Below are 15,636 nucleotides of genomic sequence, written 5' to 3' on the forward strand. Positions count from 1 at the left end.
CTCAACCCACCTTGCTGGAGTATTGGTCCCGATCGGATACCCGACCGGTTATGCTCTTTCGCCTGGAAGCGATCAGCGGGCCGTGAATCCGGCCAGCCAGCGCCGGGAACCTTGCCGTCAGCATGTCGACCAGGAACTGTCGTTTGATTGCCTTGTTGGTCAACGCCGGGCTTTGCCACCACCAGCCGTCTTCCTGCATCCGGTGTGCAGCGCTCACAAAACGCTCAATAACTTCGTCGAACTCAGCATCGGTAAAGCTGTAACTCATTATCAGCCGACCGGTGCCGGTCCAGCTCAGCTCCAGCCCGGCCTCTCTCAGATAGAACTGGAACATCCAGTTGTAGCGGCCTGGCTGGGTATAGAGTACCGAGAGAATGGAATGCAGGTTGGTGATCTCAAGTGGAAGCTTTTCGCTGCGCAAACGTTGATTGAACTCATCCACGCGTCGATTCCAGAGATTCTCGGATTCACGATACTGCTGCTGCATCTCTGGCTGGCGGACACGCTCCAGAAACGCATTCATCGCGCCCATAACATAGGGGTGGGAGTTGAAGGTGCCGCGCGCAAACGACACGTTAACCGGCTGATCATCCTTGAAGCGACGCATCAGCCTGTGGGTGCCCGCCAGAGCCCCAATAGGGAGGCCGCCGCCGAGGGTTTTGCCATAGGTCACCATATCGGCACGAACACCGTAGAATTCCTGGGCGCCGCCGTAGGCAAGCCGAAAGCAGGCAAACACTTCATCGAATATAAGCACGATGCCCCGCTGGTCGCAGACCGCTTTCAACCGCTGAAGCCATTCCGAATATTCACCTTTGCTGAAGCCGTTGGCGCGGTCGCTGGCAATCAGCGCCGTATCTGATGGTGCGTCGCTGTTGGGGTGAAAAGCCTGAAGCGGGTTGATCAACACACAGGCGATGTTATCCCGAGACTTCAGAATGCGCAGACTTTGCTCGCTCAGGTCTGCCAGCGTGTATACGTCCCGGGCCTTGCGGGTGTTGCCGATGCCCGGCTGAACGCCGTCCCACCAGCCGTGGTAGGCGCCGCAGAAACGAACCACGTGAGTCTTGCCGGTGTGGTAGCGGGCCAGTCTTACCGCCTGCATGACCGCTTCGGTGCCGGACATGTGAAAGGACACCTCATCCAGCCCCGAGATCTGGCGAATAGCCTCGACGTTTTCGGCGATCAACGGATGATAGGCGCCGAGCACCGGCCCAAGAGCCCGGGTTTTTGCTATGCCCTCGTCCATGCACTGCTTGTAAAAGTCGTAGCCAAAAACATTCACGCCGTAGGACCCGGACAGGTCGTAACGCCAGTTGCCGTCCAGGTCCTTGATCTGGGAGCCGCGGGTTTCATCCGCCATGGACCCCAGCCTGAAGCACTCAGGCAATTGCTCGCTGAATGGAAAGGGCACTCTGTAACGGCTGGTGAACTGAACGTCCGATACGCTGTTTTGAATAGTGCGACAATGAGCCAGGGTTTTGGCGCACTGCTGTTCGGTGCGCGTCCGTAACTGGTGAATTGCGTTACGGCGCTGTTGAACTATGGCAGGAGGCGCACCATCGCAGGCGAAAAACCCGGTCTCATCGTAGCTGAAAAAAGGAATCAGCCGGGCCACTCGCCGTGACCAATTGCTGTGGCCACGGAGAGAGGGGTGTTTCGCCCGTGAGAGCTGCAACCTTATCAGGGCCTTGTAGGTAATATAAGAGCCTGCAACTACCGTGAGAGCGTAAAGGCTGATGGCGGACATCCTCGACCTTGTTCCTGCTGGTTTCCTCAAAACTAAACGAACAAAGTGAAACCCATGTGGCAGTTTTCCTACAGTTGTGTGACATGCTCGGCCGCAATCAACACGATCTGATGAAATTCTATTGCTGGGAAATACCAGGACTGATTGATTTGAAATTGGTAACCAATCGAAAGTCACAGGGGTAGTGGTTCTACCTCTATCGGCAGATTTCAGAGGTCCAATGTCCTCTTACTGCGCTAGCCCCTAATTGGCGTTCGCTCCCGCCCTGAACTGCATGTTGCTAGGGTAAAAGGGAAAGTTGGACAGGATGGGAAATTTGCTGAGAGAGTTGTTAGCAGGTCGTAGCCCTGATCCCGTTTCAGTAACGCTCATCGTCGGGAAAATCCGGTCGGGTTACTCAGACACAAAACCCATCAGGAACGGATGATGCCGCCATCCTTACGGGTTATAACAACCGTTGCGTCCCTTGGGATCTTGCCACTGCCCGGGGCGCGGGAAAACTGGTCCGCGCCGGGTCGCCGTTCCCTGGATGCTGCAGGTCAGGACCTCTACCGTCCATGCTGACGCTCTTGACCATGGCGCGCTCGGTCATGCTCATGAGCCGCTTCTTCACCGCCTCCTGCTGTCGACCGGCCAACAGGTCTGACAGGGGCTCAGTAGATCAGCGGATTAACCAGACGGGACACTGACTACATGGTGATGAGAATGCCGCCACTGGCCAGGATGACCACCACCGTCCAGGCGGGCAGTTTCCAGACGCTGAGTAAAAGGAAGCCCGTCAGCGCCAGGGCGAATTCATGGGGACCAAGAATGGCGCTGGTCCAGACCGGCTGGTACAGGACTGCACCCAGAATACCCACTACCGCCGCATTGGCGCCGCGCATCAGCGCCTGAGCGCGATCCCAGCCGCGGAACCGGTTCCAGTGGGGCAGCACCGCCACCAGCAGCAGCATCCCTGGCAGGAAAATCATCACCAGCGCCATGGCGGCCCCGAACAGGCTACTGCCGAGCGGCGTCATCACCGCGCCCAGATACGAGGCGAAGGTGAATAGTGGCCCCGGCACAGCCTGAGCCGCGCCATACCCCGCCAGGAACTCGTCTGCACCGACCCAGCCGGACTGCACCACTTCGGCTTCCAGCAGCGGCAGCACCACATGCCCACCGCCGAAGACCAGAGCGCCGGCACGATAGAAGGCATCCATTGCCGCCACGGCTGCGGAGGTATTCGCCCAGGCCAGCAGCGGAAGACCAGCCAGCAAAGTAACGAAAGCCAGGCTTGCCAGCTGGCCGGCACGTGCCGAGACAGGCAATGGCAGGTCGTGAACTTCAGCCTCGGCATGGGCCCGGCATAATGCCATACCAGCCAGAGCGCCAATCACAATGGCTGCCACCTGGCCCAGCGGGCCGCTGACCAGCACCACGGTGAACACTGCGGCCAGGGCGATGCCGGCGCGCCGCCGGTCAGGGCAGAGACTGCGCGCCATACCCCAGACGGCGTGGGCGACGATGGCTACCGCTGTCACCTTGAGGCCGTGGATAATGCCCTGGCTGACGGATCCTTCGAGCACGGCAGCGCCCAGGGCGAACAGCACCAGCAAGATGGCGGAGGGCAGGGTGAAGGCCGTCCAGGCCGCCACTGCACCCCAGGGGCCGGCACGCATCAGCCCCAGGGCGAAGCCAACCTGGCTGCTGGCGGGTCCCGGCAGGAACTGGCACAGCGCTACCAGATCGGCGTAGGCCTGCTCGGAGAGCCAGCGCCGACGCTCCACGAACTCGGTGCGAAAGTAGCCAAGATGGGCGATCGGGCCACCGAAAGAGGTCAGGCCCAGCAGCAGAAAGGCACTGAAAACTTCTCTGATATGATCAGCAAAGCGTGGTGTATCGCTCATCGCCCGGATTCCCTGCCACCTTTGCCTGTAGCACAATTCTCTTCATTCATGGCATCACCGGTAAGTTCCCGCAGGTTTCAAGGTTTTTACCTCTCAGCATCTTCGAGCCTGATGTCGAAATTGCGAAAACCGGGGTGCGAAGGCAGCAAGTCCAGATACGCGATATTGACGGCCGAGACTGTTTTCCCAACCCCGCCAGTTTAACCACACTTCAGATTGCTGAATATGACAGTGGTGTTAAACCTGGTGTCCCGATATCGGCATTTATATTCGGCCCGTGATGCTGGATTTTTCAAGTTTTGAATGGACCAAAATTCCGGGGTAGGGTCAGCCTCGGAACTGAGTGCCCAGACCGGTTCCCAATACAGCGTGGCTAAGGAGGAGCAAATCAACATGCCGATGCGGGTTTATCGCTGGTGCAAAAATGCGAAACAGTAAACTGGTGATGACCTTGTGTTTTCCTGCGAGTTTTCGGCCTCCGTGTTAGGCTGACTCTTGGTCTCCTGCAGTTCAGCAAAGAGAGCCGAATATGATCAAAGACCTGACGCTTCATAACCGCGCTCAACAAGTAATGCAAGCCATCACCGAGAACAACGCAGACCTGGATGCTGCGGCCCGAAAGAAGAAGTTCGCCGCCATGTCCGAGTCTGCTTACCGGTTTTTCAGGGGCACCAGCCACCTGTTCTGGCAGGACATGTACAACGACTGGCGGTTTGCACTGTTTGGCGGGGTACCGGGCACCCAGACCTGGATACAAGGCGACGCCCATGTGTATAACTTCGGGGCGTTTGCCAACCATGACGGCGAAGTGATCTACGGCCTGGATGACTTCGATGATGCCGTGGTGTCTGACTACCAGTACGATCTGTGGCGCCTGGCCGTGAGCCTGGTACTGGACACCCGGTCCAATGGCACCTTTGACAACCCGGCCTGTACCAAGGCCCTGAAAGCGCTGGTGAAAGGCTATCTTGAGACAGCAACCCGGTATCGTATGGATGACCAGGAACAGGAAGTCCATTTCACTGCGGATACGGCCTGCAAGCCTCTAAGGAAGTTTCTGGAAAAAGTCGGCAAGCAGAAAGGTCGAAAACGCATGCTGAACAAGTGGACGCGCCTGCAGAAGAACGGCAAACGGGTCTTCGATGCCACCAATCCGAAGCTCAAGCGTCTGTCCCCGGTCGCCCGGAAACAGTTCATGGCCGCCTTCGAAGTCTATCGCCAGCAGAAGGAGTCGGGCGGCGAGGGTAAGTTCTACCGGATCAAGGATGTGGTCCGTCGGATCAGCGCCGGCACAGGCTCACTTGGCACCATGCGATTTTATGCTTTGATCGAAGGTGAGGAAGGTGCGGAGCATGACGATATCATTCTGGATATTAAACAGCAGGACGGGCCTTCGCTGTTGCTGGCGATGCCCGAAGCCGAGCAGCAAGCCTACCGGCGTGTCTATCCCAACGAAGGTGTCCGCCATGCAGCAGCCTTCCGGGCTCTTGCGGAACATCCGGACCGCTACCTGGGCTGGCTGGAATTCGACGGCGCGGTTTTCTCAGTGAGAGAGCGGTCGCCGTTCAAGGACGATTTTCCCACCGACAAACTTGAGAAGAAAAAACAATTTTGCAAAATGGCGGCCACCTGGGGCGAAGTTCTGGCCACCGAGCACAAACGCGCCAGTCGTTCGCTTAACCCGGAACAGCCATACCTGCTCGAAGAGTCCCTGAAACAGCTGACAACTGATAGGGAAGGTGAGTTCGTCACTCTGGTCGTAGCCATAGCTACCCACTATGCGGAGTGTGTTGAGCGAGACTTCGGCACATTTGTTGACGCTTTTTGATTCTTACCGGACCGGCTTTGGCGAGGGTGCCGAGGTACGCTTCGGCGTAGAGTGACTCATGAGGGTAGCGATTTCAGCAAGACTGATGAGTTGCTTGAGAGGCAGGCCTTGTTGCCGGCACCAAATTTTGTGAATCGAAAACTTAAAGGGAGGATTATATGAACGTTGCATTTATCGGTCTCGGCATCATGGGCAGCCGCATGGCCAAAAACCTGCTTAAGGACGCTGGCATTTCACTCACGGTATTCAATCGATCTCCTGAGGCCATGACCGTTTTGGAAACGGCCGGCGCAAAGGCCGCTGACTCTGCACGTGCAGCCGTGGCTGGTGCGGACGTTGTATTTACTATGCTCAGTGCGCCGGAAGTGGTGGAAAAGGTTGCTTTCGGTGATGACAGTTTTATCGATGCGATGGGGGAGGGTGCGTTGTGGGTGAATTGCTCCACTGTGAATCCGTCCTACACCCGTGAGTGTGATGACCGGGCTCGTGCCCTTGGCCTACGCTTTCTGGATGCGCCCGTGGCAGGAACAAAAATGCCGGCGGAAACGGGGGAGCTGACGTTCCTGCTCGGCGGTGAATCCGCTGATGTGGAGAAGGTTCGGCCTTTGCTCGATCACATGGGCCAAAAGATCCTTCATGTCGGTCGCGCTGGCCAGGGTAGTGCTTTCAAGATGTTGGTGAACGCTCTGCTGGCCCAGAGCATGCTGGTGTTTTCAGAAACCGCTCTGCTGGGCGAAAAACTGGGTTTCAGTCGGGATTTCCTGATGAATACCTTGCCGAACCTGCCGGTGACCGCGCCTTTCCTCAAAGGTAAGGCCGGGCTTATCAAAGAGGGCAATTATGAAGCCCAGTTTCCGCTGGAGTTGATGCTCAAGGATCTGCACCTGCTGGATCTGACTGCATTCGAGGAGAAGCAGCCGCTGTTCCTTGCGGGTCTTGCGAAATCCATTTATGGGCAGGCCAGCAGCGCCGGTCTTGGTCGGGATGATTTTGCCGCGGTTTTCGATTACCTGGGAAGGCTGGATTAGCCCCAGCCCTTTTTGATTTTTGCGTATGGTTTTCGCCAACTGTTCTAAACGTCAATGGGTTCTGCCCCGTTTCCATGGACGGTTTTAAAACCACTTAAAGTATCCGTTTTCAAGTTGATGTGAAATTGCGACCAGATTATGGTCACCTGATTACTCAGGACCGTTGAGGTGGGTTGGTAGAACTGAGCGCGGTCAAAACTCCCGACGTATGTCACCATAATGTGGCCAAAGCGGCCAAATTATCGTGACCTGACCAATTCTGGCCAAGTCGTTGAAAATAATGGTGGGCCCAGGTGGACTCGAACCACCGACCAAAGGATTATGAGTCCTCTGCTCTAACCAACTGAGCTATAGGCCCTTATCAGCGAGTGCTGTTTTAAGGTCTGCTTTGATCGGGGTGCTGCTCCGGCTGATCCCGGAACGACAGTAGCAAAGCGGGCGCCATTATACCGGTGAGGCAGGGTGCCCGCTACCGTTTGGTGCGATTATCCCTGATTGCCCTGGTCGTCAATGAAACCGCGCAGATGGTCGGAACGGGAAGGGTGGCGCAGTTTGCGCAGGGCCTTGGCTTCGATCTGGCGGATTCGTTCACGGGTAACGTCGAACTGTTTGCCGACTTCCTCCAGGGTATGGTCGGTGTTCATTTCGATACCGAAGCGCATACGCAGTACCTTGGACTCCCTTGCGGTCAGGCCGGACAGAACCGAGCGTGTGGCTTCGCGCAGGCCTTCGGCCGTGGCGGAATCAACCGGCGACAGGGCCTGGATGTCTTCGATGAAATCACCCAGGTGACTGTCTTCGTCGTCACCGATCGGGGTCTCCATGGAAATCGGCTCTTTGGCGATTTTCAGAACCTTGCGGATCTTGTCTTCCGGCATTTCCATGCGCTCGCCGAGTTCCTCAGGCGTGGGCTCGCGGCCCATTTCCTGCAGCATCTGGCGGGAGATGCGGTTAAGCTTGTTGATGGTTTCAATCATGTGCACCGGGATACGGATGGTGCGGGCCTGGTCCGCAATCGAGCGGGTGATGGCCTGACGGATCCACCAGGTGGCGTAGGTCGAGAACTTGTAACCACGGCGATACTCGAACTTGTCGACGGCTTTCATCAGGCCGATGTTGCCCTCCTGGATCAGGTCCAGAAACTGCAGGCCGCGGTTGGTGTACTTTTTCGCGATGGAGATAACCAGACGCAGGTTCGCTTCCACCATTTCTTTCTTGGCACGACGGGCCTTGGCTTCGCCGATGGAAACGCGGCGGTTGATTTCCTTGATGTCCACCACGTCCAGATCCACTTCGGTCTGGATGTTCTGGATGCGCTTCTGCAGGCGAATGATTTCGTCCAGGCGCTCGCCGATCAGCGGGCCATAGGCTTTCTTGCTCTTGGCGAGCTTGGGCGCCCAATCCAGATTTACCTCATTGCCGGGAAAGGCCTTGATGAAATCCTTGCGCGGCATCCGGCATTCGCGCACGCAGATTTTCATGATAGCGCGCTCGTTCTCGCGAATCAGATCATTGGTCGAGCGAACGACCTTGACCAGCTCGTCAAAAGCCTTGTTGCCAAGCTTGAAGGGGGCAAATACCTGGCCGAGCTCGTTGAGCGCTTCCTGGGTTTTCTTGTGGCCGCGGCCGTATTTCTCCAGCGCTCGCTCGGAGCTTGCCAGTTTTTCTTTCAGCAATTCAAAGCGCAGGCGGGTTTCTTCAGGGTCCGGGCCGCTCTCGGATTCTTCTTCGCTGTCGTCATCGTCGTCATCGGAAGAACTGTTCGAGTTGCTGGATGTATCTGTGGAAGTGTCTTCGTCCATGAAGGGCTCGGCACCATCCGGGTCAAGAAAGCCGGCCACGATGTCGCTGATGCGACCTTCGTTTTCGATAATCCGGTCGTAGGCCTGAATAACAGTGCCGGTAATGCCCGGGAAGTGGGCAACCGCCGCCATTACATCGCGGATGCCTTCTTCAATGCGCTTGGCGATAACAATTTCGCCTTCGCGGGTCAGCAGCTCAACCGTGCCCATCTCCCGCATGTACATGCGCACAGGGTCGGTGGTGCGACCAGCGTCAGATTCAACGGCGGCAAGTGCTGCGGCTGCCTCGGCGGCTGCGGCTTCGTCTGCGGTGGAATCGCCATCGGTCATCAGCAGAGTGTCTGCATCTGGTGCAATTTCCGAAACCTGAATGCCCATATCGTTGATCATACGAATGATGTCTTCGACCTGGTCCGGATCTGCGATATCCTCCGGGAGGTGGTCATTCACCTCGGCGTAAGTCAGGTAACCTTGTTCCTTGCCCCGTGCAATAAGGTCTTTAAGCCGTGATTTTTGCGAATTGCCTGACATAGACACCTGTGAACTCGCTTATAGAAAGGAAAAAAGTTAAACAGCCATTATAGCCGTCGCCTGTTTGCTCTGCCACCGGGTGGTTAGATGGTGTTCAACACCGCAAGTTTCAAGTGCTGTATTATTGCAAAGCAATCGATGTGGTTATCAATTCTGCTCGGAGTCACCAAGCGTTATCTGCCTCTTGAATTCGTTCCGTTCCTGTTCTGTCAAGTTCGCCAGGTCAATTTTGCCCTCACGCATGAGCGCAAGCTTCCGTTGAGCGAGCTTTGTTTTATCCATTGGCCTGATGTTGTCCTGAGCGTCGGCCAGAATACTGGCTCGAGAGGGAATATGCTCAATTCCGTCGAAGATTCCATAAAACCGGTCGTGTGCTTTCGAGTCGGTGGCCAGATGCATCATGACCTGCGTTCTGGACTTGGCTTTTTTTTCCAGAATCAGTTCTGACAGATCCTTTGCATTCGGCAGATCCCTGAGGGTCTGCGAAAACTCGAATATTTCGGAAGCCATATCCGGTGCTTCCAGTAGCGCCAGACAAAGCTGCGTATCCTTGTTCAGGCGGACGTCAATCCGCTCTTCCCGTTTTCGTTGTTCGCCACCCTTGCCACTCCACTGGCGACGATCCTGCCAGTTGTTCTGATGGCACAGTCGCAGCATTTCGTGCCACATGGCGTCCCGCAGGGTGCTACGGGGCATTTTCCTGAGCAATGGCTCCAGCCGGGCCTTCAGTTCGCCCCGATCTTCTGGCAGCGTCAGGTCCAGTCCCTCGCTCTGCCGGTTAAACAGATACCGGGAGAGCGGCGTGGCGCTGTCGATGCGTTTCCTGAACGCCTCGGGACCCTCCTGGCGAACCAGGGTGTCCGGGTCTTCGCCGTCTGGCAGCATCAGGAACTGCAGGTGCATGCCGTCAGCCAGCAGTTCCAGGGCATTGTCCAGAGCGCGGTCGGCGGCCCGGAAGCCCGCCGCGTCGCCGTCGAAACAGAATATGATGTGCCGCGCCTGTCTCAGCAGTGCCGACAGGCTGTCCTGATTGGTCGCTGTGCCCAGGGTGGCAACCGCAAACTGGATGCCACTCTGCGCCAGCGCAATCACGTCCATGTAGCCTTCAACCACCAGCAGACGATCGACCTGCCTGAGCGCCTGCCTGGCTTCGTAAAGGCCGTAGATTTCGCGACTTTTGTGAAACACATCGGACTCCGGAGAGTTGATGTATTTTGCCTTGTCGTCCCCCAGAGTGCGGCCGCCAAAAGCAATGGTGCGGCCGCGGCTGTTGCGGATGGGGAACATCACCCGGTTCCGGAACAGGTCCCTTGGAGGCCCATAGCGGTCAGAGACTGTGCCGGTTTCAATCAGCGGGCCCTGAATGTCCCTGCTGGCGCTGTCATAAAGTGCCGTCCCCGTGCCCGGGGCAAAGCCGATCTGGTACTGGTCAATAATTGTCTTGTCCAGGCCCCGCCGCTGCAGGTAATCCCGGGCAAATTCTCCCTGCTGGCCCTGCAGGGCGTTGCGGTAGAACTGCGTGGCGTAATCCAGTGCGTCAGTCAGCGTCTTCGCCTGCCGCATCTCCTGTTTGGCGTTTTCGTCGTAGGGCACTTCCAGCCCGGCACGCCTTGCCAGGTCCTCTACGGCGTCGGTAAAACCCAGCCCGTCGAATTCACGGACAAAACTTATGGCATCTCCGTGGGCGCCGCAGCCGAAGCAGTGATAAAAGCCTTTATCGGGTCTGACGTTGAAAGACGGAGTTTTTTCGTCATGAAATGGGCAGCGGGCCTTGTAGTTACCCCCGGCTTTTTTCAGAGTGATCCTTGACCCTATCAGCTCGGCCAGGTCAGTCCGTTGCAGCAGGTCTTCAACAAAACGTTGCGGGATCAGTCCACTCATGATGTCTCCGATGGCCCCGGAACAGGCCGGTGCTGCAGTACAGCCAAAAATGCCGCCGAAGCCAGGCCTCGGCGGCATTGATGTTGCCGTTTAACCGGCAACGCCGGTAACGGCAGTCACTTGCAGTGGAGTGTCCGGTAAAACCTAGTACAGACGCTCAAACTTACGCTGTTCACGCTGAAGCTTCTTGAGATGACGCTTGACAGCAGCCGCCGCCTTGCGCTTACGCACGGCTGTCGGCTTCTCGTAGTGCTCACGGCGACGCACTTCGGAAAGCACGCCTGCTTTTTCGCAAGAGCGTTTGAAGCGACGAAGGGCTACGTCAAACGGTTCATTCTCTTTCACTTTGACAGCTGGCATTCGAAAATCACCTACCTTGTTGATTCGGTCTCGGTTTTGATTGGCCAGTCGGTTAAAACCTGACCAGTACTCTTTTAAGGGCGGTAATGATAGCGCTAGCGGACGGGTAAGGTCAACGTTTGTTCGATGAAACTGCCGGGCGGTTTCCGGTTTCTGCTAGAATACAGCTCTTGATATCATCCGCCTCAGGGGCTTGGTCTTTAATCATGCTTGTTCTCGGTATTGAAACTTCCTGTGATGAAACCGGCGTCGCCCTTTACGACAGTGATCGGGGCTTATTGGCTCATGTCTTGTTCAGTCAGATCGACATGCATGCGGATTACGGCGGCGTGGTGCCGGAACTGGCCTCCCGCGATCATGTCCGCAAACTGCTGCCGCTTTGTGATCAGGTACTGGCCGATGCCGGCAAAACCCGCAGCCAGATTGAAGGCGTCGCCTATACGGCCGGTCCGGGCCTGATTGGTGCCCTGATGGTTGGCGGTGCAGTGGCGCATGCGCTGGCTTTTGCGCTGGGCGTACCGGTGCTGGGCGTGCACCATATGGAAGGCCACCTGCTGGCACCGATGCTGGAGCCGGAGCCCCCGGCATTCCCCTTTATTGCGTTGCTGGTGTCCGGCGGTCACACCCAGCTGGTCCTGGTCAAAGGCATCGGTGAATACCAGATGCTGGGTGAATCGGTTGATGATGCTGCCGGTGAAGCCTTCGACAAGACCGCAAAAATGCTGGGCCTGGATTACCCCGGGGGCCCGAGGGTCGCCGCGCTGGCAGCAAAAGGAACGCCCGGGCGCTACCGTTTTCCCCGTCCGATGACGGACCGGCCGGGGCTGGATTTCAGTTTCAGTGGCCTGAAGACTTTCACATTGAACACCGTAAACGCAGCAGCAAGGGCAGATGAGCTTGACGATCAGACCCGGGCCGACATTGCGCTGGCCTTCGAAGCAGCGGTGGTCGACACCCTGGTGATCAAATGTCGCCGGGCGCTGGAGCAGACCCACAGCAGGCGGTTGGTGATTGCCGGTGGTGTCAGTGCCAACAGGCGTCTTCGGGCCGGGCTTGAGACCATGGCCGTCAGCAAGCAGGCGAGGGTTTTCTATGCCCGACCAGAATTCTGCACGGATAACGGCGCCATGATCGCGTACGCGGGTTGTCAGCGTCTGCTGGCGGGGCAGCGCGATGGTGACAGCATTGTATCGCTGCCACGGTGGCCGCTGAATACCCTGCCGCCACTGGCGGAAGCCAGGTCCGCGGGGCTTGTAGACTAGTGTCCCGCTAGAACCCCGGCTCCCGGCCCTGGGCCATGCGAATCAGGTTGTCACGGTGGCGCACGACAATCAGCAGGGCCAGCAGTCCGAACAATGACAGGGTCTCCGGCTCAAGAGTGGCGCTCAGTAAGGGGCCGCTGAGGATGGCGATAATGGAAGCCAGTGCCGAAATGCGCCATCGCCACATCACCAGAGCCCAGACAGCGCTCATCATCAGCGTTGTCAGCGGGGCCAATGCCAGCCCGGCACCCAGCGCCGTGGCGACGCCCTTGCCCCCTTTGAAGCGATAGAAAACCGGAATCATGTGTCCGGTTACCGCACACAGGGCGACCATCGCCTGGGCGAGAATGGACAGGCCGGCAATACCCGCCAGCCAGACCACAAAGCCACCCTTGGCTGCATCCAGCACCAGTGTTGTCGCTGCCGGTGCCCAGCCCCCGGTGCGGTAGACGTTGGTGGCGCCGGGATTGCCAGAGCCCTGTGCTCTCGGGTCCGGCAGACCCCAGACCCGGCACACCGGCAATGCAAACAGCACCGACCCGGCCAGGTAGGCCAGGGTGCAGAGCAGCACGATCAGTACCGGGTCGCTGATATGGGTCATGGCGGCAAAGACGTATCAGGGTGATCTGTGAGAAAATGCAGCGCGGATGCAGGCGCAACAGGCGTGTGACCCAGAGTATCCCTTGCCTGTACGTTATTCAATCAGCCGAGAGTCGAAGCCCCGAGGGCGCGAGCCAGTGACAGGAGTCAGCCAGTGGCAGACAGTGTATTGATCGAAGGCCTCGCCGTGGAAACCGTCATTGGCGTTCTTGACTGGGAACGTGAGGTCAGTCAGCGCCTGCTGATTGATCTGGAGATGGCCTGGGATAACCGTGTGCCGGCGGCGTCTGACAATGTCGCCGATGCGCTGGATTACGCGGCGGTGACTGAGCGGGTTACCGGCTTTCTCTCCGGTATCGGGCCACAATTGCTGGAAACCGCGGCAGAGGGAATCAGTGATCTGCTGCAACAGGAATTCGGGGTGCGCTGGCTCAAGCTGGTGATACGCAAGCCCGGGGCAGTACCAGCGGCTGCTTCGGTGGGTGTTTCGATTGAGCGGGGTGTTCGCTGATGGCGCGGGTCTATATCAGTATTGGCAGCAATATCGAGCGTGAAAAAAACGTACTGTCCGCGCTGGATACGCTCCATCAGTGGTTTGGCGACCTGCTGTTGTCTCCGGTTTACGAAAGCGAGGCCGTGGGTTTTGTCGGCGAGTCGTTTCTGAATCTGGTGGTGGGTGTGGATACCACCCTGAGCGTGGGTGAGCTGTCTGCCCGCCTCCGGCAGTTGGAAGCGGACAATGGCCGCCGCCGCGGTATCGATGTGCCGAAGTTCAGCGGGCGAACCCTGGATCTGGATATCCTGATCTACGGCAATGAGGTGGGGCAGATTGCGGGCGTTGATCTGCCGCGTGGCGAGATACTGCAAAACGCATTTGTGCTCAAACCCCTGGCAGATGTCGCGCCGCAGGATTGCCACCCGGTCTGTGACAAGACCTATTCCGCGCTCTGGCAATCCTATGACCGGGACCAGAAGCTCTGGCCGGTAGATTTCACCTGGCAGGGGCAGACAATTTCCCGGGCTGTCTGAAACCAGCGCCGGTTCAGCGGGAGCGGAACAGTCGGATCAGGTTATCGGTCGAGCTGTCGCTGGCCTCTGTTACCTGCCCGGATTCGCTTAGCAGGCGATCCAGAATGCCTTTGCCCAGCTGTTTCCCCAGCTCAACTCCCCACTGATCAAACGAATCCAGGTCCCAGATGATGCCCTGTACGAAGGTGCGGTGTTCATAAAGTGCAATGAGCGCTCCCACACTTTCCGGCGTCGCCTTTTCCATTAGCAGGGTGTTGCTGGGCCTGTTGCCGGGTATGACCTTGTGGGGGGCGAGAGCTTCGATATCGGCCTCGGGCAGACCTTCCTGTGCCAGTTCGTCTTTGGCCTGCTGCAGTGTTTTCCCCGCCATCAGCGCACGGGACTGACTGAGGCAGTTGGCAAACAGGGCGGCATGATGGTCAGCGATGTTGTTGTGGCTTTTCAGAGGAATAATGAAATCCGCGGGAATAAGCCGGGTGCCCTGATGCAGAAGCTGATGGAATGCATGCTGGCCGTTGGCGCCCACGCCGCCCCAGATCACCGGGCCGCTGTGGCAGGTGAGTGGTTCGCCGTGCTGGGTTACCCGCTTGCCGTTGCTCTCCATATCCACCTGCTGAAGATGCGCCGGCAGGCTGCGCAGGTAATGGTCGTAGGGCAGGATGGCATAGCTTTCGGCGCCCCAGAAATTGTTGTACCAGATACCGAGCATCGCCATGACAACCGGCAGGTTCTGTTCCAGCGGCGTTTTGCGGAAATGGTTGTCCATGGCGTGAGCCCCGCTGAGTAGCGCGCGGAAATTGGCCATGCCGATGGTCAGCGCCACGGGCAGGCCAATGGCCGACCATAGCGAATAGCGCCCGCCAACCCAGTCCCACATCGGAAACAGGTTTTCTTCGGCAATGCCAAAGTTGACGGCCTCGCTGGTGTTGGTAGTGACTGCGATAAAATGGGCGGCAATATCATCTATTGTGCCGCCCTGGCGCAGAAACCAGTCGCGGGCGGCTTTGCTGTTTTCCAGGGTTTCCTGGGTCCTGAAGGACTTGGACTGGATCAGAAACAGCGTGGTTTCGGGATCAACGCACTTGAGCACCTCGGCAATCTGAGTGCCGTCGATATTGGCCACATAGTGGGCGTTCAGCCTGCCATGCCAATAGGGTTTCAGCGCTTCGGACACCAGCTTGGGGCCAAGGAAGGAGCCGCCGATGCCGATACTGACCACGTCGGTGAAGGCCTTGCCGGTGCGACCGGTACGGCGCTGGTGACGAATATCCTCAACAAATTCCTCCATGCGCTGGAGGGTGTCGCTGATCTCCGGAGTGATATCCTTGCCGTCAACCATAATGGGCTGGTCGCCGGGGTCCCGCAGCGCCACATGCAGGGCCGGCCGGTTTTCGGTCAGATTGATGATTGCCCCCCGGAACATGGCCTCAATGCGTTCCGGAACGCCGCAGGCGTGCGCCAGGGCTGTCAGTTTGCCAAGGGTGGCATCCGTTACCCGGTTCCGTGAGTAGTCCAGTGACAGCCCTGCGCCCTGAACGAAAAACCGGTTGGCCCGTGCCGGATCGTCCCTGAACAGGTCCCTCATGTGGATTTGCTCAAGTTCCTGTTGATGGCTGATCAATGCCTGCCACTCCGGCCGGCTGGTCAATGAGGCAGATCCCTCAGGCGGCATGTCC

The 15,636-nt window shown here is 57.9% G+C and carries 12 protein-coding genes and 1 tRNA gene; 5 read left to right on the plus strand and 8 right to left on the minus strand.

Going from position 1 to position 15,636, the window contains the following annotated elements:
• Position 1: 1 nt before the first annotated feature.
• Together VJ956_RS05450 and chrA are read right to left on the minus strand one after the other, a co-directional pair.
• The gene (locus VJ956_RS05450; RefSeq protein WP_324082508.1) at positions 2-1,750 is read right to left on the minus strand and encodes an aminotransferase class III-fold pyridoxal phosphate-dependent enzyme; all 1,749 of its coding nucleotides are present in this window, start codon (positions 1,748-1,750) and stop codon (positions 2-4) included.
• Positions 1,751-2,439: 689 nt separating this feature from the next.
• Entirely contained in the window at positions 2,440-3,639 is a 1,200-nt protein-coding gene (gene chrA, locus VJ956_RS05455) for a chromate efflux transporter (RefSeq protein ID WP_324082510.1), read from the minus strand.
• A 529-nt stretch (positions 3,640-4,168) separates the two neighbouring features.
• Between chrA and VJ956_RS05460 the strand changes: the two genes are divergently transcribed.
• Together VJ956_RS05460 and VJ956_RS05465 are read left to right on the plus strand one after the other, a co-directional pair.
• Positions 4,169-5,467, plus strand: a complete 1,299-nt coding sequence (locus VJ956_RS05460; protein WP_324082512.1) for a DUF2252 domain-containing protein — start codon at positions 4,169-4,171, stop codon at positions 5,465-5,467.
• Positions 5,468-5,625: 158 nt separating this feature from the next.
• Positions 5,626-6,495 carry an NAD(P)-dependent oxidoreductase gene (locus VJ956_RS05465; protein ID WP_324082513.1) on the plus strand — a complete coding sequence of 290 codons (870 nt, stop codon included), beginning with the start codon at positions 5,626-5,628 and terminating at the stop codon, positions 6,493-6,495.
• A 281-nt stretch (positions 6,496-6,776) separates the two neighbouring features.
• On the opposite strand, the gene VJ956_RS05470 is transcribed toward VJ956_RS05465, so the two are convergent.
• The 4 genes from VJ956_RS05470 to rpsU form a co-directional block, all read right to left on the minus strand.
• Positions 6,777-6,853 (minus strand) — tRNA-Ile (locus VJ956_RS05470).
• Between the two features lie 127 nt (positions 6,854-6,980).
• Positions 6,981-8,828 (minus strand): RNA polymerase sigma factor RpoD, encoded by a 1,848-nt coding sequence (rpoD, locus tag VJ956_RS05475; RefSeq protein WP_324082515.1) that lies wholly within the window; start codon positions 8,826-8,828, stop codon positions 6,981-6,983.
• 147 nt (positions 8,829-8,975) lie between these two features.
• Positions 8,976-10,709, minus strand: a complete 1,734-nt coding sequence (gene dnaG / locus VJ956_RS05480) for a DNA primase (protein WP_324082517.1) — start codon at positions 10,707-10,709, stop codon at positions 8,976-8,978.
• 144 nt (positions 10,710-10,853) lie between these two features.
• The gene (rpsU, locus tag VJ956_RS05485; RefSeq protein ID WP_007153483.1) at positions 10,854-11,069 is read right to left on the minus strand and encodes a 30S ribosomal protein S21; all 216 of its coding nucleotides are present in this window, start codon (positions 11,067-11,069) and stop codon (positions 10,854-10,856) included.
• Positions 11,070-11,275: 206 nt separating this feature from the next.
• On the opposite strand from rpsU, the gene tsaD reads away from it, so the two are divergent.
• Complete coding sequence (gene tsaD / locus VJ956_RS05490; protein ID WP_324082573.1) at positions 11,276-12,331, plus strand: tRNA (adenosine(37)-N6)-threonylcarbamoyltransferase complex transferase subunit TsaD; 1,056 nt, start codon at positions 11,276-11,278, stop codon at positions 12,329-12,331.
• 7 nt (positions 12,332-12,338) lie between these two features.
• On the opposite strand, the gene plsY is transcribed toward tsaD, so the two are convergent.
• Positions 12,339-12,932, minus strand: coding sequence for a glycerol-3-phosphate 1-O-acyltransferase PlsY (plsY, locus tag VJ956_RS05495; protein WP_324082575.1), 594 nt, complete (start codon positions 12,930-12,932; stop codon positions 12,339-12,341).
• 153 nt (positions 12,933-13,085) lie between these two features.
• Between plsY and folB the strand changes: the two genes are divergently transcribed.
• Complete coding sequence (gene folB, locus VJ956_RS05500) at positions 13,086-13,442, plus strand: dihydroneopterin aldolase (RefSeq protein ID WP_324082577.1); 357 nt, start codon at positions 13,086-13,088, stop codon at positions 13,440-13,442.
• Positions 13,442-13,960 (plus strand): 2-amino-4-hydroxy-6-hydroxymethyldihydropteridine diphosphokinase, encoded by a 519-nt coding sequence (gene folK / locus VJ956_RS05505; protein WP_324082579.1) that lies wholly within the window; start codon positions 13,442-13,444, stop codon positions 13,958-13,960. Before folB ends, folK begins: the two co-directional genes overlap by 1 nt.
• 13 nt (positions 13,961-13,973) lie before the next feature.
• Here the strand turns inward: folK and pgi are convergent, their stop codons facing one another.
• Positions 13,974-15,632, minus strand: coding sequence for a glucose-6-phosphate isomerase (gene pgi / locus VJ956_RS05510; protein ID WP_324082582.1), 1,659 nt, complete (start codon positions 15,630-15,632; stop codon positions 13,974-13,976).
• Positions 15,633-15,636 lie beyond the last annotated feature (4 nt).

Source organism: Marinobacter sp. (assembly GCF_035268745.1).
Taxonomy (GTDB): domain Bacteria; phylum Pseudomonadota; class Gammaproteobacteria; order Pseudomonadales; family Oleiphilaceae; genus Marinobacter.